This window comes from Kitasatospora sp. NBC_01250 (assembly GCF_036226465.1).
In the GTDB taxonomy this organism is placed as follows: domain Bacteria; phylum Actinomycetota; class Actinomycetes; order Streptomycetales; family Streptomycetaceae; genus Kitasatospora.
The window spans coordinates 5,291,695-5,315,253 of sequence record NZ_CP108476.1; the positions used below are offsets into that span (position 1 = coordinate 5,291,695).

Annotated in this window: 17 protein-coding genes and 1 tRNA gene; 11 read left to right on the forward strand and 7 right to left on the reverse strand. The window is 73.1% G+C overall.

Translation table 11 applies throughout. The features are described 5' to 3' along the window. The first annotated feature begins 117 nt into the window (after positions 1 to 117). Positions 118 to 1,473 (forward strand): aspartate--tRNA(Asn) ligase, encoded by a 1,356-nt coding sequence (gene aspS, locus OG500_RS22335; RefSeq protein WP_329582823.1) that lies wholly within the window; start codon positions 118 to 120, stop codon positions 1,471 to 1,473. A gap of 139 nt (positions 1,474 to 1,612) precedes the next feature. Further along, on the forward strand, positions 1,613 to 2,722 hold the full coding sequence (locus tag OG500_RS22340; RefSeq protein ID WP_327068460.1) for an ADP-ribosylglycohydrolase family protein: 1,110 nt from the start codon (positions 1,613 to 1,615) through the stop codon (positions 2,720 to 2,722). Positions 2,723 to 2,792: 70 nt separating this feature from the next. Here OG500_RS22340 and OG500_RS22345 read toward each other — a convergent pair whose 3' ends face one another. The 3 genes from OG500_RS22345 to OG500_RS22355 form a co-directional block, all read right to left on the reverse strand. Continuing rightward, positions 2,793 to 2,933, reverse strand: a complete 141-nt coding sequence (locus tag OG500_RS22345; protein WP_442789199.1) for a DUF397 domain-containing protein — start codon at positions 2,931 to 2,933, stop codon at positions 2,793 to 2,795. A 31-nt stretch (positions 2,934 to 2,964) separates the two neighbouring features. Further along, complete coding sequence (locus tag OG500_RS22350; protein ID WP_327068462.1) at positions 2,965 to 3,858, reverse strand: helix-turn-helix domain-containing protein; 894 nt, start codon at positions 3,856 to 3,858, stop codon at positions 2,965 to 2,967. 283 nt (positions 3,859 to 4,141) lie between these two features. Then, positions 4,142 to 4,882: a GOLPH3/VPS74 family protein gene (locus OG500_RS22355; RefSeq protein ID WP_327068463.1), complete on the reverse strand. Its 741-nt coding sequence runs from the start codon at positions 4,880 to 4,882 to the stop codon at positions 4,142 to 4,144. A 293-nt stretch (positions 4,883 to 5,175) separates the two neighbouring features. Here OG500_RS22355 and OG500_RS22360 point away from each other — a divergent pair, with 293 nt between their 5' ends. Further along, positions 5,176 to 7,200 (forward strand): D-alanyl-D-alanine carboxypeptidase family protein, encoded by a 2,025-nt coding sequence (locus OG500_RS22360; RefSeq protein WP_329582828.1) that lies wholly within the window; start codon positions 5,176 to 5,178, stop codon positions 7,198 to 7,200. 72 nt (positions 7,201 to 7,272) lie between these two features. On the opposite strand, the gene OG500_RS22365 is transcribed toward OG500_RS22360, so the two are convergent. Beyond that, a complete protein-coding gene (locus OG500_RS22365; RefSeq protein WP_327068465.1) occupies positions 7,273 to 8,037 on the reverse strand; it encodes a polyprenol monophosphomannose synthase in 765 nt (254 codons plus the stop codon). Between the two features lie 408 nt (positions 8,038 to 8,445). Between OG500_RS22365 and OG500_RS22370 the strand changes: the two genes are divergently transcribed. Both OG500_RS22370 and OG500_RS22375 read left to right on the forward strand, forming a co-directional pair. After that, a complete protein-coding gene (locus OG500_RS22370) occupies positions 8,446 to 9,996 on the forward strand; it encodes an APC family permease (RefSeq protein ID WP_327068466.1) in 1,551 nt (516 codons plus the stop codon). A gap of 76 nt (positions 9,997 to 10,072) precedes the next feature. Further along, entirely contained in the window at positions 10,073 to 11,770 is a 1,698-nt protein-coding gene (locus OG500_RS22375; RefSeq protein ID WP_329582831.1) for a flavin monoamine oxidase family protein, read from the forward strand. A 31-nt stretch (positions 11,771 to 11,801) separates the two neighbouring features. Here OG500_RS22375 and OG500_RS22380 read toward each other — a convergent pair whose 3' ends face one another. Further along, entirely contained in the window at positions 11,802 to 11,945 is a 144-nt protein-coding gene (locus OG500_RS22380; protein WP_327068468.1) for a hypothetical protein, read from the reverse strand. Positions 11,946 to 12,081: 136 nt separating this feature from the next. Between OG500_RS22380 and OG500_RS22385 the strand changes: the two genes are divergently transcribed. From OG500_RS22385 to OG500_RS22400, 4 genes are all read left to right on the forward strand, one after another. Further along, the gene (locus OG500_RS22385) at positions 12,082 to 13,605 is read left to right on the forward strand and encodes a sensor histidine kinase (protein WP_327068469.1); all 1,524 of its coding nucleotides are present in this window, start codon (positions 12,082 to 12,084) and stop codon (positions 13,603 to 13,605) included. A gap of 137 nt (positions 13,606 to 13,742) precedes the next feature. After that, positions 13,743 to 14,459, forward strand: a complete 717-nt coding sequence (locus OG500_RS22390) for a rhomboid-like protein (protein WP_327068470.1) — start codon at positions 13,743 to 13,745, stop codon at positions 14,457 to 14,459. Further along, complete coding sequence (locus OG500_RS22395) at positions 14,456 to 15,784, forward strand: cryptochrome/photolyase family protein (protein WP_327068471.1); 1,329 nt, start codon at positions 14,456 to 14,458, stop codon at positions 15,782 to 15,784. Before OG500_RS22390 ends, OG500_RS22395 begins: the two co-directional genes overlap by 4 nt. Positions 15,785 to 15,891: 107 nt before the next feature. Then, positions 15,892 to 15,964, forward strand: a tRNA-Arg gene (locus tag OG500_RS22400). Positions 15,965 to 16,106: 142 nt separating this feature from the next. Here the strand turns inward: OG500_RS22400 and OG500_RS22405 are convergent. After that, positions 16,107 to 17,486, reverse strand: coding sequence for an LCP family protein (locus OG500_RS22405; RefSeq protein WP_329582836.1), 1,380 nt, complete (start codon positions 17,484 to 17,486; stop codon positions 16,107 to 16,109). 185 nt (positions 17,487 to 17,671) lie between these two features. On the opposite strand from OG500_RS22405, the gene pcaB reads away from it, so the two are divergent. Both pcaB and OG500_RS22415 read left to right on the forward strand, forming a co-directional pair. After that, positions 17,672 to 19,087: a 3-carboxy-cis,cis-muconate cycloisomerase gene (gene pcaB / locus OG500_RS22410; RefSeq protein WP_329582839.1), complete on the forward strand. Its 1,416-nt coding sequence runs from the start codon at positions 17,672 to 17,674 to the stop codon at positions 19,085 to 19,087. Between the two features lie 196 nt (positions 19,088 to 19,283). Beyond that, positions 19,284 to 20,975 (forward strand): PucR family transcriptional regulator, encoded by a 1,692-nt coding sequence (locus OG500_RS22415; protein WP_329582842.1) that lies wholly within the window; start codon positions 19,284 to 19,286, stop codon positions 20,973 to 20,975. Between the two features lie 59 nt (positions 20,976 to 21,034). Here the strand turns inward: OG500_RS22415 and murJ are convergent, their stop codons facing one another. After that, positions 21,035 to 23,416 carry a murein biosynthesis integral membrane protein MurJ gene (gene murJ / locus OG500_RS22420; RefSeq protein ID WP_329582844.1) on the reverse strand — a complete coding sequence of 794 codons (2,382 nt, stop codon included), beginning with the start codon at positions 23,414 to 23,416 and terminating at the stop codon, positions 21,035 to 21,037. Positions 23,417 to 23,559: the final 143 nt, after the last annotated feature.

Consider the following 23,559-nt stretch of genomic DNA (forward strand, 5'->3'; position numbering starts at 1 on the left):
AATGAGGTCGCCACCCGACCGAGCCCGGCCAGGTGGCGGCGAACGTGCGGTGGCACCGCGAGTCACCCTTCTCGCCCGCACGTCCAAGGGATCAGCCGAGGTCCCCGGAGGACTGCGATGATCCACCACGAAACCCGGCCCGAAGCGGCTTCGCCCCAAGTCTTCGCCGAGCGCACCCATGTCGCCGACCTCGCCGGGCACACCGGCGAGAGGGTCACCGTCGCGGGCTGGGTCCAGACCCTGCGCCTGCAGAGCACCATGCAGTTCGTGCTGGTCCGCGACCACACCGGCGTCGTCCAGGTCACCCACCGCAAGGGTGCCGACGAGCTGACCGGCCTGCTGGAGAGCCTGACCACCGAGTCCGCCGTCCGGATCACCGGGCGGGTGGTGGCCAACCCGGTGGTCAAGCTCGGCGGCCTCGAACTGCTCCCGGAGTCGGTCGAGCTGCTCAACCCTGCGGCCGGGCCGCTGCCGATCGACGAGCACTCCGGGCCCGAACCCCGGCTCGACTGGCGCTTCCTGGACCTGCGCCGACGGCCCGCCGCCCAGCTGGTCCTCGCCGTCCAGAGCACCTTCGAGCAGGGGATGCGCGCCTACGCGTACGGCGCCGGCTGCACCGAACTGCACACCCCGAAGCTGATGGGCACCGCCTCCGAGTCCGGCGCCGAGGTGTTCCGGCTCGACTACTTCGGCGGCAGCGCCTACCTGGCGCAGTCGCCGCAGTTCTACAAGCAGATGGCGATCGCCGGCGGCATCGACCGGGTCTTCGAGATCGGCCCGGTCTTCCGGGCCGAGCCCTCCTACACCTCCCGCCACGCCACCGAGTTCACCGGCGTGGACGTCGAACTCGCCTGGATCGAGGACGTCGAACAGGTGCAGCGGTTCGAGGAGGAGATGATCGCGCACGCCCTGGCCCTGGTCGCCGAGCGGCACGGCGAGCAGATCCGGGAGCAGTTCGGCGTCGAGGTCCGCGTCCCGAGCACGCCGTTCCCGCGGATCACCATGGAGCGGGCCCAGCACCTGCTGCGCACCGAACTGGGCTGGGACCCGGAGGGCACCAAGACCGACCTGGACCCGGAGGGCGAGCGGGCGCTCTGCGCGCACATGCGGCGCGAGACGGGACACGAGTTCGTCTTCGTCACCCACTACCCGGCGAGCATCCGCCCCTTCTACCACGCCAGGCCGGCCGACCGGCCCGACCTGACGCTCAGCTTCGACCTGCTCTGGAACGGCCTGGAGGTCACCACCGGCGCCCAGCGCGAGCACCGCTACGAGGTGCTGGTCGAGCAGGCGGCGGAGAAGGGCATGGACACCGCACCGCTGACGGACTACCTCAACTGCTTCCGCTTCGGCTGCCCGCCGCACGGCGGCTTCGGGATGGGGCTGGGCCGGATGCTGATGGCGCTGCTCGGTCTGGGCTCGCTGCGCGAGGCGGTCTTCCTCTTCCGCGGCCCGAACCGCCTGACGCCGTAGCACCCCGGGCACGAGGGACCCGGTCGTCACGGACCGGACGCGGCCGGTCGCCACGCGCCACCCGGACGAATTACAGTGCGGGGGCGCCCCGGGGGAGGCCCTGGTGCGGTCCTGCCGTCCAGCGAAAGGCCGTTCCCTCGTGATACCCCTGTGGTCGCGCGCCCAGCAGCAGGACTACCGCAGCCGGGTGCGCGGCTGCCTGCTCGGCGGCGCGATCGGCGACGCGCTGGGCGCGGGCATCGAGTTCGAGCCGCTCGACCGGATCCGCGCCGCGCACGGCCCGCAGGGGGTGACCGGCTACGTCACGGCGTACGGCGCGCGCGGCGCGGTCACCGACGACACCCAGATGACCCTGTTCACCGTCGACGGCCTGATCCGGGCCCACGTCCGCCAGGGCACCGGCGGCTGGCACCCGCCCACCGACGTGCACCAGGCCTACCTGCGCTGGGCCGAGACCCAGCACGGCTGGGGGCCGGACGAGCGGCGCGCGGATCTGGGCTGGCTGGGGCGCGAGGAGTGGCTCTACAGCCGGCGCGCCCCGGGCCAGGCCTGCCTGTCGGGGCTGTCCGGGCCGGACGCCGCCCGGCTGGGCACCCTGGCGGCGCCCAAGAACCCGCACTCCAAGGGCTGCGGCACGGTGATGCGGGCCGCGCCGTTCGGCCTGCTGCTCGGCTGGGAGCCCGCGCTGGTCTTCCAACTGGCGCTCGAGTGTTCGGTGCTGACGCACGGCCACCCCACCGGCTACCTGTCGGCGGGGGCGCTGGCCGTGATCGTGCACAGCGTGCTGCGCGGCGGGAGCGTGGAGGAGGGCGTCGAGCTGGCGCTCGCGCTGCTGGCCGAGCGGGCGGGGCACGAGGAGACGACGGCGGCGCTGCACGCGGCGCTGACGGCGGTGCGGGCCGGCGAGCCCTCGGCGGAGCGGGTCGCCTCGCTGGGGGAGGGGTGGGTGGCCGAGGAGGCGCTGGCGATCGGCGTCTACTGCGCTCTGGTGGCCGAGGACGTCCGCGCGGGGCTGCTGCTCGCGGTCAACCACTCGGGGGACAGCGACTCCACCGGGACGGTCTGCGGCAATCTGCTGGGCGCGCTGCACGGGGAGACCGCGCTGCCGGCCGAGTGGCTGGCCGAACTCGAGGGGCGCGGCACCATCCTGCAGCTCGCCGACGACCTGGTGCTGGAGCTGAGCCACGGGGCCGAACTGCACGGCCCGGGGGCCGGACCGGCCTGGCGCGAGCGCTACCCGGTGGGGTGAGCGCTCCCGCCAGCACGTGGGCTCGGTGACCGAGCCGGATCGTGGGCGGGCCGGTTCGCAGCGGATCCGCTCAGACGGTGCCGAACTCCCCGCGCCCCGCAGCCGCGGCGAACGCGTCCCAGGCGTCAGGGGCGAAGTGCAGCCACGGCCCGGCCGGGTCCTTGGAGTCCCGAACGGCAACAGCCAGCGGAGCCGGTACCGCGACCTCCACGCAGGCACCGTTGCCGCCACTGTGGCTGCTCTTACGCCAAGCCGGGCTTACGGTCAGGGTCTTGGAGCTCATTGTCGTATACCTCCGCATAGGTGGTTATCAGTGACCTCGACTCGGCGACGCTCAGAGCAGCCGCGCGCAGGTGGTCGTAGAGACCGGTATAGCGGCGGACATCGGCGTCCTTCTCCAAGTAGAGGTCGCTCGTCACCCCTTCGAAGTACACAACCGTGGAATCGGCTGACTCCGGGAACTCCAGCAGGGAGAATGTGCCGGTCATCCCCGGATGGGCCCCGCGCTGGAACGGGATCACCTGGATGTTGACGTTCGCCTGCTCGCCCGCCTCCAGCAGCCGGCGCAGCTGCTGGCCCATCACCGCCGGGCCGCCGACCTCACGGGCCAGCACCGCCTCGTCTATCACCGTCCAGTAGCTGGCCAGTTGGTCCTGCCCGGTGAGCCGCTCCTGGCGCTTGAGCCGGACCTCCACCCGGCGCCGGATCGCCTCCGCGTCGGTGTCCGGCTGGGTGCCGTGCACCACCGCCTCGGCGTACTCCCGGGTCTGCAACAGGCCCGGCACGAAGGAGGACTCGTAGGCGCGGATCGAGAACGCCTCGGCCTCCAGGCCGATGTAGACGCTGTAGGGGATGTCGCCGAACTCGTTCCACCAGCCGCGCTGCTTGGACTCCCGGGCCATCTCCATCAGGCTGGTGCGCATCTTGGGGTCGATGACCTCGTAGACGTCGCACAGATCGCGCACGTCGCGCGGGCTGATGCTGCGTCGGCCGTTCTCCAGCCGGCTGATCTTCGACTGGGAGACCATCAGCCGGTCGGCGACCTGCTCGGCGGTCATGCCGCGCTGCTCGCGCAGCCTGCGCAACTCCGCGCCCAGCCGTCTGCGGCGGACGGTGGGATTGATGCTGGCGGACACATCGACCTCCGGCGGTACCTCTACGGTGCTTGGGGCAGTTCGTGTGCGGGCGGGGGCGGGCAATGGTGCGGCGCCGTCCGTCGGCCTCGGCTCTGGTACCAGCCCCCTGTTTCTCTGCAGCATGTCACCTCCGATCAGTTCGCCGTCGTGAATTGGTCCGACCACCTGTCGACTCCGGGAAACCCGCCCGCTGGGGCGATTTCAGTGGTAATGCGATCTGTAGACGACTCAGGGGCGGTCGTGCCCGGCGGATGCCGGAAACGACCGCCCCATGAGACACGGCCTAGCGGACGCCGACCTGGCTGGGTGCGACGGAGCCGGACCGGGCCCGGGGGACCGGATCGGCTCCGCTGCGCGCCGCCGGGGCCCGACCTGCCGAGCCGGTGCGGTTCGCCGGTGCCGGCAGGCCGTTCTGCACGTCCATCACGGCGTGCGCGACCATGCCGCCCAACGGGTCGTAGCGGATCAGGTCGCGCAGCCGCGACCGTGAGGACCGGCCCTCGTTGCCGGGGTAGAGGTGCTTGCCCAGGCCGACGGCGTGCGCCAGTGCGGCCAGTGCGGCCGTCCTGGGGTCCGGTGGTACCCCGGTCCTGATGGCCGTGTCGAGACGCTGCTTGATCGCGGCGTTCGTACAGTCGTCGGATGCCTGGTAACGCGTTGTCGGCAGCACCCCGCACACCTGGCCCGGGACGGCGGCGACCATGCCGCACCGCTCCAGATGCGCCAGGTAGGTCTGCCGCAGCCCCAGCCGGGGCCCGCCGATCCAGTGCGCGGCACGCACCGGGCTGCCGCGACGGCGCAGCAGCTCCAGGGCGTGGTCCAGGGTGGGGTCACCGGTGGGCCGTGGTAACACCACGGCGATCCGGTCCCCGTCCGGGACGATCCGTCCGGCCAGGGACAGCTCGACGAGCTGTGCCCCGGCGAGTCCGAGGTCGAGGGTTTGCGGCTGCGCGGTGGTACCCGTGGTCGGGTCCAAGGCGAGCAGCAAAAGTTCCTCGGGAATTGTTCTACGGCTCTTGCCCATCCAAGCCTCCCCGCGTGGATGAATGACAGCGTGACGCCTCTCACACGGACTTGTCGAGTACGCCTCCGAATCGTGACCTTGGGCCGGGAACCACCCGGGAGGCCCGCGCGAGGGGGGAACCAGCGGCCGACAGGGTGACGTCATCGCTGGCGGCAGACCGGGTCGGTCGCAATAACCGCCGGTCGGACGGGGTGTGGCGGGCCGTGATCGGCCCCCGGTGACGGAGACTGTTCAGGTCTGACCCCAGCGCGGCGACGGCCTCGCAGCACACGAACACGAGGAGGTAGGGACACGTGGGCGACGCCCCGGAGAAGGTGCAGGACGGCGAGCGCGAGCAGCCCGTCGGTGCCGAGGCGGCACCGACGACGGGTCAGCGGGTTCCCCCCAAGAGCGGCCCCACCGTCCAGCTGCGCGTCCGGGAAGTGGACACCAGGACCACGTTCCTGCGCCTGCCCGAGCCGGAGCCCGAGACGCTGGCGACGGAGGAGACCGAGGCCGAGGACCCGCGTCTCGCCATCCGGACCGACGACGAGACGGACGGGGTGGCGGCGGAGACCGACGGCGCGTCGGCCGAGGCGCCCGCGCCGGCGGCGGTCGAGCCCGCGCCCGAACCGGCCGATGCACCCGCTCCCGAGCCGGTGCCCGCTCCCGAGCCCACCCTCACGCTCAAGGCCAAGGCGGCTCCCGAGCCGACCCTCAGCCTCAAGGCCAAGGCCGCCCCCGAGCCGACCCTCACGCTCAAGGCCAAGGCCGCCCCGGCTCCGGAGCCGGCCCCCGCCGCGGAGCCCGCCCCCGCCCCTGCTGTCGTCGCCCCGCCCACCCCTGCCCCGTCCACCCCTGCCCCGTCCACCCCTGCCCCGTCCACCCCTGCCCCGTCCACCCCTGCCCCGTCCACCCCTGCGCCGCCCCCGGCCCCCGCGGCCCTCGCGGTCGGCTCCACGCCGCCCCCGCCGTCCGGTGTCTTCCCGCCCCTGCCGCCCGCTCCCGCTCCCGCACCCCCCGCCCCCGAGGCCGGCCCCGGGCCCGTCGCCCCCGAGAGCGCCCCGGAGGCGGTGGCGGCCCTCGCCGCCCAGGGCGGTCAGGCCGGCCCCAAGCCTCCCCTGGCCCGCCGGGTGCTCAGGCGGGCCACCGTCTGGACCGTGCTGCTCGCTCTGCTGGCCGGCGCCGCCGCCGTCGCCCAGCTGCTGCGTCCGCTGCCCAAGCCCCAGCTGCGGATGACCGCCACGGGCTCCTTCACCTTCGCCGGCGCTCCGCCGGCGCTGCCCTGGCCGGCCAAGGGGCAGGCCGCCGCCGAGGTGTTCGGCGTCGGCAGCCTCGGCAGCTCGGGCCCGGAGACCCCGGTCCCGATCGCCAGCGTGACCAAGGTGATGAACGCCTACCTGATCCTGCAGGCCCACCCGCTCAAGAAGGGCGAGTCGGGCCCGACCATCACGGTGGACAAGGCGGCGGCCACCGAGTCCGGTGACGCCGACCAGTCCACCGCCAAGGTGACCGAGGGCCAGCAGATCAGCGAGTACGAGGCGCTGGAGATGCTGATGCTGCCCAGCGCCAACAACATCGCCCGGCTGCTGGCCCGCTGGGACTCCGGCTCCGAGGACGCGTTCGTCAAGAAGATGAACGACCAGGCGGCCAAGTTCCAGATGGGCAACACCCGCTACGCGGACGCGGCCGGCTACAGCAACGACACCAAGAGCACCGCGAAGGACCAGCTGAAGCTGGCCGAGGTGGTGATGCAGAACGCCATCTTCCAGCAGATCGTCGCCGAGCCGGACTCCACCATCGCCGGCACCAAGATCCTCAACACCAACGCGCTGCTCAACAAGAACGGCGTGATCGGCGTGAAGACCGGCTCCAGCACCCCGGCCGGCAGCTGCCTGATGTGGGCCGCCGTCAAGGACGTCGCCGGCAGCCGGCAGATGCTGCTCGGGGTGACCCTGGGCCAGCCGCCGACCGCGACCGACAACATCATCAAGGCTGCGCAGACCGTCAGTTCGAAGATCATCACGGCCGGGCAGGCCGCGCTGACCGGGCAGACCCTGGCCAAGCAGGGCGACGTGGTCGGCTACGTGGACGACGGCATGGGCGGCCAGGTGCCGGTGGTGGCGACCAAGGACGTGGCGGTGCCCGGCTTCACCGGGATCTCCACCACCCTCCAGCTGACCGGCCTGCCGGGCGGCCTCGGCCACAACGCCGCCGCCGGAACGACGGTGGGCACCCTGACGGCCGGCTCCGGCCCGACCCGGGTGCAGGTCCCGGTCGCGCTCCAGCACGACCTGGCGCCGCCGTCGATCATGTCCCGGCTGACCCGCACCGGCTGAGGGCGGCCCGCACGCACGGACGCCGAGTGGCCCGTACCAGGAGGTACGGGCCACTCGGCGTCTGCGTGGGAGCTACTTCTTCTTGCCGGTCAGCTTGGCCACCCGGGACTGCACGCCCCAGACGGTGACCCGCCACAGCGCCTCGAAGACGATGTTGCGGCTCATCTTGGACGCGCCGTGCTCGCGCTCGACGAAGGTGATCGGCACCTCGGCGACCTTGAAGCCGGACTTCACCGTGCGCCAGGCCAGGTCGACCTGGAAGCAGTAGCCGGCCGAGGCGACCTCGTCCATGCCCAGGCCCAGCAGCGTCTCCTTGCGGAAGGCGCGGTAGCCACCGGTGACGTCCTTGATCGGCACGCCCAGCATCAGGCGCGAGTAGGTCGAGCCGCCGCGGGAGAGGATCAGGCGGGACTTCGGCCAGTTGACCACCTTGCCGCCGGGCACCCAGCGCGAACCGAGCACCAGGTCGGCGCCGCGCAGGCCGGTCAGCAGGCGGTAGAGCTCCTCGGGCTGGTGCGAGCCGTCGGCGTCCATCTCGACCAGGACGTCGTAGCCGTTGTCGATGCCCCAGCGGAAACCGGCCAGGTAGGCGGCGCCGAGGCCCTCCTTGCCCTTGCGGTGCATGACGTGGACGTTGCCGTCCTTCGCCGCGATCTCGTCGGCCATCTTGCCGGTGCCGTCCGGGCTGTTGTCATCGGCGACCAGGACGTGCACCTCGGGGACGGCGGTCCGCACCCGGGAGACGATCCGTTCGACGTTCTCGGCCTCGTTGTAGGTCGGAATGATGACCAGCACCTTGCCGAGGTCGGCGAAGGAGTGCTCCTGGGGCGCAGTCACGTACGAGCCTTTCGGGTTGCGCCGCGTCCACCCTGGACACAGCGATCGCATCGGTGTGGGAACCGCCCCAAGAGCCCGGGGCTGGTCCGCCGGGAGAGTCTGGTACGGGGTTCATCACCAGTGCCGATGGTAGCGACCCTGAGGTGGAGGTCGTTAGCCAGCCCGATTTCTGGCCATTTTCTCAGACCCGGCCACGCCCCCTGCCTGCTCCTGGCGCCCTGGCGGGGCGCCGCGGCCCGCCCGGGGCCGGTGGGCACACGGCCCGGAGCCCCGTTCCGGACCCGGACAGAGCGTCAACCGACCGGGGCAAACACCTGACTACCTGTTGCTTGCGGGGGTCAAGCGCGGGCAAAGATCATGACGGTCCATCGGAATACATGCCCCCGTAACCTCCCCGAAGGAGTGCGCATGCCCGCAGACCCCGACAGCGAAGGCGGGGGCGAGGTCAACCGGTTGAAGGCGAACTCGGTGGGCCTGGTCGGCGTGGTGTTCATGGCCATCGCCACCGCCGCGCCGATCACCGCGATGACCGGGAACCTGCCGATCATCATCGGCCAGGGCAACGGGATCGGTGCCCCGGCCGCCTATGTCTTCGCCACCCTGGTGCTCACCGTCTTCTCGGTCGGCTACGTCGCGATGGCCAGGCACATCACGGCCGCCGGCGCCTTCTACGGCTTCATCTCGCACGGCCTGGGCCGGGTGGTGGGGATGGCCTCCGGCCTGCTCGCGGTGCTCGCCTACATCGTGTTCGAGGCCTCGATCATCGGCTTCTTCGCCTACTCGCTGCGCGGCCTGGTCGCCGCCCAGCTGGGCCTGGACCTGCCCTGGGGCTGGTACGCGCTGTTCGGCCTGCTGGTGATCGCGGTGATGGCGTTCTTCGACATCCACCTGACCGCCAAGGTGCTCGGGGTGGCGCTGGTGCTGGAGATCACCGTGCTGCTGGCGGCCTCGGTCGCGGTGGCGGTCACCGGCGGCGGCCCCGACGGCATCCCGCTGGCGGCGATCGACCCGGTCAACGCCTTCAAGGGGGTCGGCGGCTCGGGCGCGGCGGCCGGGCTCGGCCTCTTCTTCGCCTTCTGGTCCTGGGTGGGCTTCGAGTCCACCGCGATGTACGGGGAGGAGTCCCGCGATCCCAAGCGGGTGGTGCCCAGGGCCACCCTGATCTCGGTGATCGGCGTCGGCCTCTTCTACGTCTTCGTCTCCTGGATGATCATCTCCGGCAACGGTGTCCAGAACGCCATCCACATCGCGAACGGACTGGTACCGGGCAAGGACGGCAACAACCTCTTCTTCGACCCGCTGGGCGCGCACTTCGGCGCCTGGGCGGTCAAGGTCTTCCAGTGGCTGGTGGTGACCGGCTCGTTCGCCTGCGCGATGGCCTTCCACCAGTGCGCCGCCCGCTACCTCTACGCGATCGGCCGCGAGGGCTTCATCCACCCCGCCCTGGGGCGCACCCACCCCCGGCACGGCTCACCGTACGTCGCCTCCGCGGTGCAGTCGGTGATCGCGACCCTGCTGGTGGCCGGCTTCCTGGTGGCCGGAATGGATCCCTACACCCACCTCTACACGCTGCTCGCGCTGCTCGGCACGATGGCGATCCTGATCGTCCAGACGCTCTGCTCGTTCGCGGTGATCGGCTACTTCCACGTCCAGGGCCGGCACCCGGAGACCAGGCACTGGCTGCGCACCCTGACCGCGCCGCTGATCGGCGGGGTGGCGATGGCCTGCGTGGTGGTGCTGCTGGTGAAGAACATGGGCACCGCGGCCGGGCCCGCCTCCGCCACCCTGCTCTTCAAGCTGATCCCGTACCTGGTGATCGGCACCTTCCTGGGCGGCCTGACGCTCGCGCTGGTGATGAAGCGCCGCAGTCCCGAGCGGTACGCCCGGATGGGCCGGATCATCCTGGAAGAAGCCGCCGAACGGCCCGCTCCCCAGCCCGTGCCCGCCACCCGGAGCTGACCTCCCCCTCCCCGCCGACTGCCCTTCGCCCTCCTCCCCGCCGACCCTCCCTGCCCCCGTCGAAAGGACACCGACCATGCCCCGCACCAACCCCCTGCACGCCCTGCGCCGACTCGCCGGCGAGCACGCCGCCGCCGACCGGCTGCGGCTGCCCGTCGGCGAGCTGCGCGAGCTGCGTGCGGACGCCGCCGCCGCGCCCGGCGGGGTGGGCCGGCGCGAGCTGCTGCGTGCGGCCACCCTCTCCGGCGCGGTGCTCGCGGTCGCCGGCACCGGCCTGGGCCTCGGCGCGGGCCGGGCGCACGCGGCCGACGCGGCTCGGCCGAGCACGGCCAAGGCGGGCCCGGGGCCCCGCAAGGACGCCCGGATCGCCGTGATCGGCGCGGGCATCGCGGGCCTGAACGCCGCCCTCACGCTGGCCGACGCCGGGATCCGCTGCACGGTCTACGAGGCCAACCCGGACCGGATCGGCGGCCGGATGTACTCGCAGACCACGTACTGGGACAACGGCCAGACCAGCGAGGTCGGCGGCGAGCTGATCGACACCGACCACGTCACGCTGCTCGCGCTCTGCAAGCGCTTCGGGCTCCCGCTGGTCGACTTCCTGAACTCGGGCCCGGCCGGCGCCCGCGAGGTGCTCTGGTTCGACGGCCGCTACTACCCGCGCGAGCAGGCCGACGCGGACTTCGCCCCCGTCTGGCGACGCCTGCAGGCCGACAACGCCGCCGCCGGCGACGTCAGTTGGAACGCCAGCACGGCGGCCGGGCGGGCCTTCGACGCGATGACGATCCGGCAGTGGATCGAGTCCCGGGTGCCCGGCGGGACCCACTCCCAGCTGGGCCGCTGGCTGGATGTCGGCTACAACGTCGAGTACGGCGCCGACACCACCGGCCAGTCCGCGCTCTCGATCATCCAGCAGCTCGGCGGCCAGAGCGACCCGGCCCGCTTCAACCTGTGGGGCGACAGCGACGAGCGCTACCACGTGGTCGGCGGCAACGACCAGGTCCCGCACGCGATAGCCGACGCGCTGCCGGCCGACACCGTCCGGCTCGGCCATGAGCTGCTGGCGGTGCGGGCCAACGACGACGGCACCCAGACGCTCACCTTCTCGGTCGGCGGCACCCGCCGCACGGTCACCGCCGACCACACGATCCTCGCGGTGCCGCTGGGCGTCATGCAGCGCCTGGACCTCGGCCGGGCCCGCTTCGACGCCCGGATGACCAGCCTGCTGCGCGACTACCGGATGGGCACCTGCACCAAGCTCAACATGCAGTTCAACCGGCGCACCTGGCAGGGCCGCGGCCCCTGGCCCGGCATCTCGGCCGGCGACCTGTTCAGCGACCTCGACCTCCAGCAGACCTGGGACGCCACCAAGCCGCAGCCCGGCACCTCCGGCATCCTGCTGCAGTACGGCGGCGGCTCGCTGGCGCACTCGCTCAGCCCCGCCGGGCCGTTCAACACCGCGCAGCAGGACCCGTACGTGCGCGGGCTGGCGGGCCGGATGCTGGACCAGATCGACCAGGCCTACCCCGGCACCCGGGCGCAGTGGAACGGCAAGGCGCAGCTGTCCGCCTGGCACCGCAACCCGTACTCGTACGGCGCCTACTCCTACTACCCCGTCAACTACTGGCACCGGTACCTGGGCTACGAGGCCACCGCGCAGGGCAACATCCACCTGAGCGGCGAGCACACCTCGGTGAACTTCCCCGGCTTCATGGACGGCGGCGCCGAGCAGGGCGAGCGGGCGGCCAAGGAGGTGCTGGCCGCCCTGGGCTGATCCCCCGCGCGGCCGGCCGCCGGCCCGCGCCTCACCGGTCCCCGGCCGCCGCCGGCCGGGGACCGTCGCGCAGGTCCTGGTCCAGCGACTGCTTGAGCCCGTTCAGCAGCAGCACGAAGTTGTCCAGGTCGGTGCCCGCGCACCACTCGGGCGGCGGCGTCATCGTCTCGTTCATAACGCCGAGGTTACGGGGCCGCGATCAACAACGGATAAGCGTCGACCCGACCCGACCCGACCCGACCCGCCCGACCCGACCCGCCCGACCCGACCCGCCCCGACCCGCAGCCGTGCCGACCCTCTACGCTGGCCCGATGCGTCGTGGGCGGGGAGGGGCCGGGCGGGCCGGGGGGCGCCCGGGCCGGCTGCTGCTGGTGCCCGTCCTGCCGCTGTGGCGCCGGCTCGCGGTGCGCACCCGGGCGGCGCTGGCCGCCGCGGCGGCGTCGGCGATCGTCTTCGGCCTGGCCACCGCCTGGGTCAGCAGCGAGGTGCACGACGCGCTGCTGGTGCGGGCCCAGGACCGGGCCTTCACCGCGCTCCAGAACATCTGGACGAAGATCCCGGGCAGCCCGAACGAGGCCTACCAGAGTGCCGACTACGTGGTGGTGGCCCAGGACGGCGAGTTGCTGCGGGCCAACACCAGCTCGTTGTTCACCGGCGACCCGCCGACCGACTCCTTCTGGTCGTCCTACTTCCCGCCGATCGACCCGCTCGCCGAGAACCCGGCAGGCGGCTACCCCGTGGTCACGATCCGGCTGCCCGACCGGCTGCGCGGTGCGAAGCAGAAAGGCAGCCCCGCCTACCACTTCTTCACCTTCGTCACCAACCGCAGCTTCACCACCGACGAGTTGGCCGCCTACACCGGGCGCACCGGCATCCCCGCGGGGCGGGCCACCGGCTACGTGCTGATCGACGAGGACGAGACCGACCGGACCACCGCACAGGTCACCACGATCCTCGGCTGGTACCTGCTGCCCGGCGGCTCGCTCTTCGTGGCCGTGATGGCCTGGTTCGTCACCGGCCTGGCGCTGCGCCCGGTGGAGTCGATCCGCCGCCGGATGGACCGGATCGGCGACGGCGCCTTCCACGAGCGGGTCCCGGTGCCGCCCTCCGGGGACGGCATCGCGCGGCTGGCCGAGACCACCAACGAGACGCTGGCCAAACTCGAACGGGCGCTGGCCGAACAGCGCCGCCTGGTCGCCGACGCCTCGCACGAACTGCGCAGCCCGCTGGCCGTGCTGCGCACCACGCTGGAGGTGCCGCTGCTGCACCCCGGGGACGTCGAGTGGCGGACGGTGGTGGTCGACGCGCTGGCCGGCACCGAGCGCCTGCAGGACCTCGCCGACGACCTGCTGCTGCTCGCCAGGACCGAGGAGGACCACGCCGCCGCGCAGCACACGGTCGAGCTGCACGACCTGGTCGCCGAGCAGTTGGCCGAGCGCGGGCACACCGACCCCGGGCTCGCCTGGCACGGCAGTGTGGCACCGGCCCGGGTGCCGGGGCGCGACGCCACGGTCGGCCGGGTGGTCCGCAACCTGCTCGACAACGCGGCCCGGCACGCGAGTTCGCAGGTCGAGGTGGTCCTGCAGAGCGCGGACGGCTGGGCGGTGCTGACCGTGTCGGACGACGGCCCGGGCATCCCGGTCGCCGACCGGCAGCGGGTCTTCGAGCGCTTCGTACGGCTGGACAGCGCCCGCTCCCGCAGCACCGGCGGCGCGGGCCTGGGGCTGGCCCTGGCCCGCACCATCGCGCACGGCCTGGGCGGCACCGTCCTCGCCGAGCCGCCGACCTCGCTGCCCGGGGCCAAGCTCTCGGTCCGGCTGCCGCTGGTCCCCTGACGGGCCGTCTGCCCCCTTCCCGGCTGCCGACTTGCCGTGTCCGTGACGGACAGTCGATCGTTGACCACACCCGAATGGCCGATCCGGCCGGGCGTGGCACGGTCCGCGCCCGGCCCCCGCACCGAGAGACTGGGCAGATGCTCCACCGCCTCGGCAAGATGCTCCGCGCCTACTGGGCCTTTCTGCGAGGGGCCCCCGGCACCTGCATCTGGCTGGTGATCCTCTTCGCGACGACCGTCTTCATCCGACACGTCTCGCCGAGACTGGCCCACCACATCCTGGAACGGCGCTCCACCAACCTGCACTACCTGGCGATCGACCCGGTCCAGGTGCTCATCTCCAGCGCGTTCTACATCGCGGGCGGCGGCTGGTTCCTCTACTTCGTGCTCTACAACATCTTCCACGCCCCGGTGGAGCGCCGGCTGGGCACCGCCCGCTGGCTCGGTGTGGTGGCCTTCGCCCACGTCGGCGCCACCTACCTCAGCGAGGGAGTGCTGTACTGGGCGATCCGCCACGGCCACGCGCCCGAACGGGCCAAGTACACGCTGGACTACGGCGTCAGCTACGCGCTGGCCGGCGTCCAGGCGGTGCTCACCTACCTGCTGGTGCGCCCCTGGCGCTACGTCTACCTGGCCGCGGTGGTGGTCTTCTACACCCTGCCGCTGATCGAGGACCTCAACTTCACCGCGATCGGCCACTTCAGCGCCGTCCTGCTCGGCCTGGCCTGCTATCCGCTGACCTGGAACCAGCCGGGCGACTGGGACCCGGTCGGCTGGCTGCGCGACCACTGGCGGCAGTTGCGCCGCTCCCGCGCCGGCCGGCACCCCGCCCCCGACCCGCGGAGCACCCCGTGACCGTCACCATCGCCCTGTTCACCCAGGACCTGCGACTGCGGGACAACCCCGTCCTGCACGCCGCCGCGGCCGAGGGCCGGGAGGTGGTGCCGCTCTTCGTGCTCGACACCGATCTCGCGGCCACCGGCTTCGCCACCCCCAACCGGCAGGCCTTCCTCGCCGATTGCCTGCGGGACCTGGACGCCTCGCTGCGCGCGATCGGCGGACACCTGGTGCTGCGCCACGGCCGCTGCGCCGAGCAGACGGCGCGGCTGGCCGAGCAGCTCGGCGCGGCGTCGGTGCACGTGGCCGGGGGCGTCAGCGCCTTCGCCGGGCGGCGCGAGGCGCAGCTGCGCGAGCGGCTCGGCGATCGCCTGACTGTCCATCAGCAGTCGCTCACCGTCGCCGCGCCCGGGGCGGTGACCCCGGCCGGCAAGGACCACTACGCCGTCTTCACCCCGTACTTCCGCGCCTGGCAGCGCCTCGCCGCCCGACCCGTGCGAGCGGCCCCCAAGGCGCTGCGGGTGCCCGCGGGCCTGACCGGCGAGCCGGTCCCCACCGTGCGCCCCGACTCGCCCGCGCTGCCGCCCGGCGGCGAGAGCGCGGCCCGCCGGCGCTGGCGGGCCTGGTCCCCGGACCGGTACGAGGAACTGCACGACGACCTCACGGCCGACGGCACCTCCCGCCTCTCGCCCTACCTGCACTTCGGCTGCCTGTCGCCCAACGAACTGCTCCAGCTCGCGCTGCGCCACGGCGGCCCCGGTGCCGAGGCCTTCGTCCGGCAGCTGGCCTGGCGCGACTTCCACCACCAGGTACTGGCCGCCCGCCCGTCGGCCGCCCACCGCGACTACCGCGACCGCGGCGACCACTGGTGGCGCAGCGAATCGGAGGCCGAGGCCTGGCGCGAGGGCCGCACCGGCTACCCGATCGTGGACGCGGGCCTGCGCCAACTTGCCGCGGAGGGCTGGATGCACAACCGGGCCCGGCTGCTGACCGCCTCCTTCCTGACCAAGACGCTCTACCAGGACTGGCGGATCGGCGCCCGGCACTTCCTGCGCCTGCTGGTCGACGGCGACGTGGCGAACAACCAGCTCAACTGGCAGTGGGTGGCCGGCACCGGCACCGACACCCGCCCCAACCGCGTGCTCAACCCGCTCGTCCAGGCCGACCGCTTCGACCCCCGGGGCAGCTACGTCCGCCGCTGGATCCCCGAACTCGCCGACATCCCGGGCCGCGCCGTCCACCGCCCCTGGCAACTCCCCACCCCACCCGCCGACTACCCCGCCCCGATCATCGACCCCGACCGGCTCTCCCACCGCTTCAAGGCCGGCCGCGGCCTGCTCTGAGGAACCCGCCCCGGGACACCCGTCCGGCACGGATCGCGGCGGGATCACTCACCCAGGAGAACTGCGCCGATCCGATCCGCTAGTCTGTGGACCGGACGTCCATCCCCGCCCCAGTAGCTCAGGGGATAGAGCACAGCTCTCCTAAAGCTGGTGTCGCAGGTTCGAATCCTGCCTGGGGCACGTAGATGACGCAGGTCCGAAGGCCCCCGCAGCGGTCAGCTGCGGGGGCCTTCGGCGTTCCTGCGGCGGACGGCGGTGGGGCGGGTCCGTGCGGAGGCTGACGCGCCGCTTCCGCCGGGGCGCCGAGCGCTGCCGGGGTGCCTCAGTTCACGCAGGGGACGCCGCCGTCGACCGCCGGGCCCGCGTAGCTGTCGGTCGGGCTCGGCTGGGACGCGTCCCCGCCGTCCCCCGAGTCGTCGGTGCCCGCGGCCGGACTCGTCGGGGCCGCCGGGGTCGGGCTGCCCGGTGTCGGGCCGGTCGAGGGGCTGCTGCTGCCCGAGGGGCTCGGCGTGGCGCTGTCGGAGGGTGCCGCCGAGGGGGGAGCCGTGTCGACGCCCGTGATGGCCTGGCGCACCATCGCCTGCACCTTCGCCACGTCCACGATGTTCACGTCCTCACCGTCGGACAGCGTCGCGTAGCGCTCCATCGGCAGGGTGTTGAACTCGGTGTTCCCGCCGGTGAGGTTGGTGGCCTGCTGGGCGAAGTCGAGCAGGTCCCAGGTGTTGTCGAGCACCACGTCCTGCTTCACCGCGTTCAGCAAACCCTGCATCCTGCCCAGGTCGCCGAAGACCCCCTCCTGCTTGAGCTTGGTGGTGACCGAGGCGATGAAGGCCTGCTGGCGGTGGGTCCGGTCGAAGTCGCCGTCGGGGAGGTTGTGCCGCTGGCGCACGAAGGCCAGCGCCATCGTGGGGTCGAGCTGGTTGAGACCGGCGTGGCCCACGAAGCCGGAGCCGCCGCCGGCGGTGGTGGCGGTGCGGGAGATGATCGGGTCGCTGATGTCCTTCTTCAGGCAGACGGTGATCGGGCCCAGCGCCTGGGCGACGTCGTAGAAGCCCTTCAGGTTGAGCTCGGCGAAGTGGTCGATCGGCACGTTGAGGAACTTCTGCACCGTCAGCAGGGTGGCCGCCCGGCCCGCGTCGCGTCCCCGGTGCTCCAGGTCGGCGCCCGAGTACTGCTGCGAGAGCTGCTCCTCGGCGTAGTACTTGGCCTGGTCGTAGGCCTCCTTGATCTTGCCCTTGCCGAGTGGGTGGGCGCCGGGCACGTTGACCAGGTCCACGTAGTCGTCGCGCGGGATCGAGAAGGCCTCCACCCTGCCGCCGCCTGCGGGGATGTGCATCAGGATCAGCGTGTTGGTGTTGTAGCCGCCGATGTCGCTGCTGCCGGCCATCAGGTCGTCCTGGACGAACTGCTTGGGCAGGTCGTTGCCGTCCTGGTCCTTGCGGCTGTCCAGACCGATCAGCAGGATGTTGACCGACTTGTCCAGGTGCGGCGGCGGCGCGGCCACGCCCTGCGCCTTGGCCGCCTGCTGCACCACCTGGATCGCGTTGGAGGTGGTCAGTCCGGCGGTCAGGTCGTGGTAGGTGTACCAGGAGAAACCGCAGGCCGCCAGCGTCGCACCGGAGGTCGCGCAGGCCACTGCGCGGCCCGCGATCCGCAGTGCCTTCCGCCCCGTGGCGGCCTCGCGCTTCCCAGCATCGGACATGGGTCCCCCACCGCTTTTCCATGGACGTGACGGCACTGACGTCCCTTGGACGTGTCAGGCGCGGGGAAAGGGCACAGAAGTTCGGTCAGATGTAACGAAGCTCACAGCACCGCCGGGTGGCGCGGCGTCAACTCCGTTATCGTGGCCGAGTTGGATCAGCCGACCGACTGTTCGGAGATCGCGCCATGGGCCCTGGTACGGACGCTCGTTCCGACATCGAGCCGGACTCCGGCCTGCTCTCGCCGGTGCGGGCCGGCACCCCGGTGGAGCCGGTGACGGGCGACCGGGCCTGGCTGCAGGCGATGCTCGACGCCGAGGCCGGGCTGGCCCGGGCGCAGGCCCGGCTCGGCACGGTGCCCCGGTCCGCCGCCGAGGCGATCGGCCGGGCGGCCCGGGCCGAGCACCTGGACCTGCTCGCCCTCGCCCGGCAGGGCCGGGAGGCCGCCAATCCGGTGGTCGGGCTGGTCCGCGCGCTGACCGCGGTGGTCGCGGCCGAGGAGCCCGCCGCCGCCGAGTACGTGCACCGCGGCTCCACCAGCCAGGACGTACTGGACACCGGGGCGATGCTGGTCGCCCGGCGGGCGATCGAGGTGATCCTGCCCGATCTGGACCGCACGCTGGCGGCGCTGGCGGCGCTGGCCGCCGCGCACCGGAACACCACCATGGCGGGGCGCACCCTGTCGCTGCACGCGGTGCCCACGACCTTCGGGCTCAAGGCAGCCGGCTGGCACCAGCTGGTCGCGGTCGCCCGGGACCGCCTGGCGGAGCTGGCCGACCACGGCCTGCCGGTCCAACTGGGCGGCGCAGCAGGAACCTTGGCGGGCTACCTGCAGTACGCGGACGGGGTCGCGGCCGACCAGGGCGGTCCGGGCGGGTATGCACGGCGGCTCACCGAGGCCTTCGCCGCCGAGGTCGGCCTGGCCGTGCCCGCCCTGCCCTGGCACGTGCTGCGCACGCCGATCGCGGACCTGGGCGCGGCCTGTGCGCTGCTGACCGGCGCGCTCGGCAAGATCGCGGTGGACGTGCAGTCGCTGGGCCGTACCGAGGTGCGCGAGGTGGCCGAGCCGGCCGTCGCCGGGCGCGGTCGCTCCTCGGCGATGCCGCACAAGCGCAACCCCGTGCTGGCCACGCTGATCCGCTCGGCGGCGCTCCAAGTGCCGGTGCTCTCGGCCGGGTTGGCGCAGTGCATGCTCGCCGAGGACGAGCGCTCGGCCGGCGCCTGGCACGCCGAGTGGCAGCTGTTGCGCGAGTGCCTGCGGCTGGCCGGCGGAGCCGCGCACCTGGCCGCCGAGCTGGCCGAGGGGCTGGAGGTGGACGCCGAACGGATGCGGGCCAACCTGGAGCTCACCGCCGGCCAGGTCGTCTCGGAGCGGATCGCGGCGGTGCTGGCGCCGCTGCTCGGCCGCGGCGTGGCCCAGGAGCTGCTCAACCGGGCCGCGACGGCCGCCGCGAAGGACGGGCGCGGCCTCGGTGAGGTGCTCGGCGAGCTGCCCGAGGTCCGCGCCGTGCTCTCCGGGGCAGCGCTGGCCGAGCTGCTGGACCCGGCCAACTACACCGGTGCCGCCGCGGCCCTGGTGGACCGCGCACTACTGGGCGGCTGACCGGCGGCTGACCGGCGCCTGGCCGGACCGCCAAAGCGCGGCGGCGTCCGCGGCCCGCTCCATGGATGATCACCCCATAGGGCTACTGGCCTGCACGCCTGGCATTTACCATGCATCTGCACCTGAATCCCTGGCTGCTAAGAGGGCCGGCCGGGTGCGGCGCTCTGGCGGGCGCTCGGTACCAAGGAGTGTCGCGGTGATCGTCTCTGATCTGCTGGACGTGGCGGACCTGCGGCTGCGGCTGGCCTGGGGCCCGCCGGAACTGCTGGAACGCCCGGTCACCGGCGTCACCTCCACCGACCTCCAGGATCCGGCCCGCTACCTGCAGCCCGGCGAGCTGGTGCTCTCCGGGCTGGTCTGGTGGCAGCCCGACCACCCCGCCGCGCAGACCCTGGCGCTGCGCTTCGCCACCTCGCTGCGCAGCGCCAGGGTGGCCGCGCTGCTGGCCGGTGAGGGTACCCACGGCGAGGTGCCGGACGGCCTGGTCGAGGCCTGCCGGGTGCACGGGATCCCGCTCTTCTCGGTGCCGGCCGGCACCAGCTTCCGCGCGGTCACCGACCGGGTCTACCTGCGCCTGTGGGGCGATCTGCGGGCGCAGGCCGACGAGGCCGCGGCGGTGCCGGACGCCGTGCGCCGCGAGCTGGTCGAGCTGATGTACACCGGCGCGCCCGCCGTCGAGGTGCTGGACCGGGCCGTCACCCGGATCGGCTGCGGACCCTGCTCGCTGGTGACCGCCGCCGGCCGCACCATCGCCACCTCCACCGGGACCCCCGACCCGGAGCCGGAGGCGATCCGCCGCGCGCTGCCCGCCCGCGACGGCGAGTCGGCCGGCGCCCCGGCACTGCCGGTGGGCGCGGGCGGCGACACCCCGTTCGACGGCTGGTACCTCTACCCGCACGCCGCCGCGCTCGGCCAGGCCGCCGTGCTGCACGGACTGGCCGACGTGCTGGCCACGCTCTGGACCCGTGGCCGCGGCGAGGCGGCCGCGCAGCGCCGGGCGGCCGGGCGGTTGGCCGGCCTGCTGACCGGCTCGGCACCGGTGCACGCCGCCGAGCTGGGCGAGGCGCTGGCCGCGTGCGAGCTGCCCACCGGCGGGCCGCTGGTGCCGGTCACGGCCCGGATCGACGGCCTGGACCTGCCCTGGGCGGCGGACGCGCTGGCCGAGGCGCTGCGCTGCGTCCTGCCGTCCCCGCCGCCGTCCCCGTCCCTGTCCCCTCTGCCGTGCCCGTCCCCGGCTTCGCCTGCGTCCCCGGCGCCGTCCGCGCAGGTGGCCGCCGCCGCACCGGCGCCCGCCGGACCGCGTTCCGCGCCCGCCTTCGTGGTCGGCGCCGACGAGAGCGGGCGGGCGATCGCCGTGGTGGCCGGCGCGGACCCGGCGGACCTGACCGCCGGCCTGCGCGAGGTCTGGCCCCGCCTGCAGGCCCGGCTGCCCGAGCGCCACCTGCTACGGCTCGGCGTCGGCCCGCGCGTCGTGCGCCCGGCGGCCGAGCTGGCCGCCGGCCTGGGACAGGCGGGCTACGCGCTGGACGCGGCCGCCGCGAGCCACCCGCGCGACTGCTCGGTGGGCGCCAGCGCCGAGCTGGACTCGCTGGCCGCCCTGGTCCGCGGCATCCCGGCGGTGGTGGCCGCCGCCTACCGGCGCCGGCTGCTCGACCCGCTCACCGAGCACGACCGCAGCACCGGCGGGGTGCTGCTCGCCACCCTGGTGACCTTCCTGGACCACGACTGCTCCTGGTCCCGCACGGCGGAGGTGCTGCACGTCCACGTCAACACCGTGCACTACCGCGTCCGCCGGATCGAAGAGCTGACCGGCCGCGACCTGAGCCGCCTGGACGACCGGCTCGACCTGCGCGCGGCCCTGCTCTGCGGGCCCGCCCCGCTGGGCTGAGGCCCCACTGGGCTGGGGCCCCGTGGCCGAGCCCCCGGCCGACCCGACCCGACCCGGGCTCAGCGGCGCCGGCGCCGACCGCTGGGCTCGGCCTCCTGCGGGTAGGGCAGCCGCAGCTTGCGGGCCAGCGGCGCCACTGTCGAGCCGGCGCCGAACGGCTTGGCCAGCACGAAGAGCGAGGCGAGCACGCAGAGCGAGCCGACCCCGAGCCCGAAGAGGTTGCCGAAGAAGCGCCCGCCGAGCATGCTCCCGATCCCGCCCGCCAGGAAGTGCCCCACCAGCGCACCGGGCAGGCAGGCCAGCACCAGCCCGAGGTGCAGCCCGAAGACGCGCCGCCCTTCCAGCCCGCTGCGCAGCGGCCCGGCCAGCGCCGCGTGCAGCACCCGGGCGCGTGCCTCCGGGTCCTCGGGCGCGGGGGGCAGCTTGCTCAGGCGCTTCGACAGCGCCCGCCCGGTGATCACCATGCTGACCACGCAGGCCACGGTCTGGGCGGTCGCCATGCCGACGACCTTCCAGTGCGGGCTGAGTACCAGGAACGCAAGGTAGGAGACCAGCACGTTGGTGCCGGAGGAGACCACCGTCAGCCAGAAGGGGGTGCGCGCGTCGCTCATCGCGTAGAAGCCGCGCGCGAGCGCGTACTGCGCGCAGAAGAACGGGATGCCGATCGCGAACGCCAGCAGCGAGTAGCTGATCAGCGAGGTGCCCGACGCGCCGGAGCCGTAACCGTAGGCGAGACCGGCGAGCTGGCCGGCGAACGCGATGAAGAGCACGGTGATCGGGATGATCATCGCGGCCGAGTTCCGCAGCACCCGGGACAGGTCCGCGCCGATCTTCGGCAGGTCGCCCTCGTCGGCCGCCCGGGCCATCCCCGGCAGGATCGCGGTCACCAGCGAGATGGTGATGACGCCCTGCGGGACCACGAAGAGCGCGTAGGCGTTGCTGTACGCCGCGTTGCTGGCGCCGCCGTCGATGCTGGTGGTCATCGCGGTCAGCGCGGTGTACGCCACCTGGGTCACGATGACCAGCAGCAGCGCCCAGCTGGCCGCCCGCAGCGGCTGGCTCAGGCCCGCGCCACGCCAGTCGAAGCGCGGCGTCCACTTGAACTTGGCCGCCCGCAGCGAGGGCAGCATGCCCAGGGCCTGCACCACCACGCCGAGCGTGGTGCCGATGCCCAGGACCGCGGTCTGCCCGGAGGTGACCTTGCCGACCTCCGCGGCCTGGCCGCCGATCACCGCGTAGAGCCCGAAGACCGCGATCGCGACGATGTTGTTCAGCGCGGGCGCCCACATCATCGCGGCGAACTTGCCGCGGGCGTTGAGCACCTGGCCGAGCAGGGTGAACAGGCCGTAGAAGAGGATCTCGGGCAGGCAGTACCGGGCCAGCGCAATGGTCAGGTCGCGCTGCACGCCGTGCCAGCTCGGCGCGTAGACGCTGACCAGGAACGGTGCGGCGAGGACCGCCACCGTGGTCAGCGCCACCAGGGCCACCGTGCACAGCGTGAGCAGCCGGTCGGTGTAGGCGACGCCGCCGTCCTTGTGGGTGCGCGCGGCCTTCACCAGCTCGGGCACGAAGACCGAGCTGAGCGCACCGCCGATGAGCATGGTGAAGACGATGTTCGGCAGCGTGTTGGCGATGTTGAAGGTGGCCGCCACGTCCTTGACGCCGAGTGCGTAGGCGAGCACCGCGCTGCGCACGAAGCCGAGGCCGCGCGAGGCCATCGTGCCGATCGCCATGATCAGCCCGTTGCGTCCGGCCGCCGCCTCCTCGGACGGTGCGGACTTCTGCTCCTGCTCGCCCGCGTCGCGCTGCTTGGGCAGTTGGCCGGGGGCGGCCGGGGCGTGGGCCTCCTGGTAGTCGGCGATGGCGCGCAGCGAGAGCGACATGGTCGGCGGGTCGCCGAAGATCTGCGGCATGCCGTAGTCGGCGGGCAGCGTGTACGGCTCGGAGACGTTGTACGGCTCCGGCTCGCTGCGGTAGTGCCCGGCGTAGTACTGCTCGGCGCTCGGCTGCCCGGCCTGCCCCGGCACCTGGCCGTAGGCCTGCGCCGGGCCGAAGCCGTCCGCGCTCCCGTAGCCCTCCGGCTGCGGGTAGGCCTGCTGCTGGTAGGCGTGCTGTTGCTGCTGCTCGTACACCGGCTGCTGGTAGGGGGCCTGCTGCCCGTACGCCTGCGGCTGCTGCTGGTAGGGCGACGGCTGCTGGTAGGGCTGCTGGTAGGGGCTCTGCTGGTACGGATCCGGCTGCCCCGGGTACTCCGGCTGCTGCTGACCGTACGGCTGTCCCTGCTGGTAGGGGTCCTGCTGCTGCCCGTACGCCTGCGGCTGCTGCGCTCCGGCTGGATCCGCCTGACCCTGCGTCGGTGCCGCCGGGTACGGCTGCGCCGACCCGTACGACTCGGGCGGGCCGTACGAACCGTACGGCTCACCCTCCGTGTGCGTGGTCATCGAACCCCCGTCGCTCGGTTCCTGGGCAGGTGCTGCTGCGGGGCTTGCCGCAGAGCGAGCGCGTTGGTCGGGTCGGTGTACGGAGCTGACGCATGGGCGCGAGTTCCGGACGACCGGCCGCCGCCGCGCTGTCGTGCTCGGTT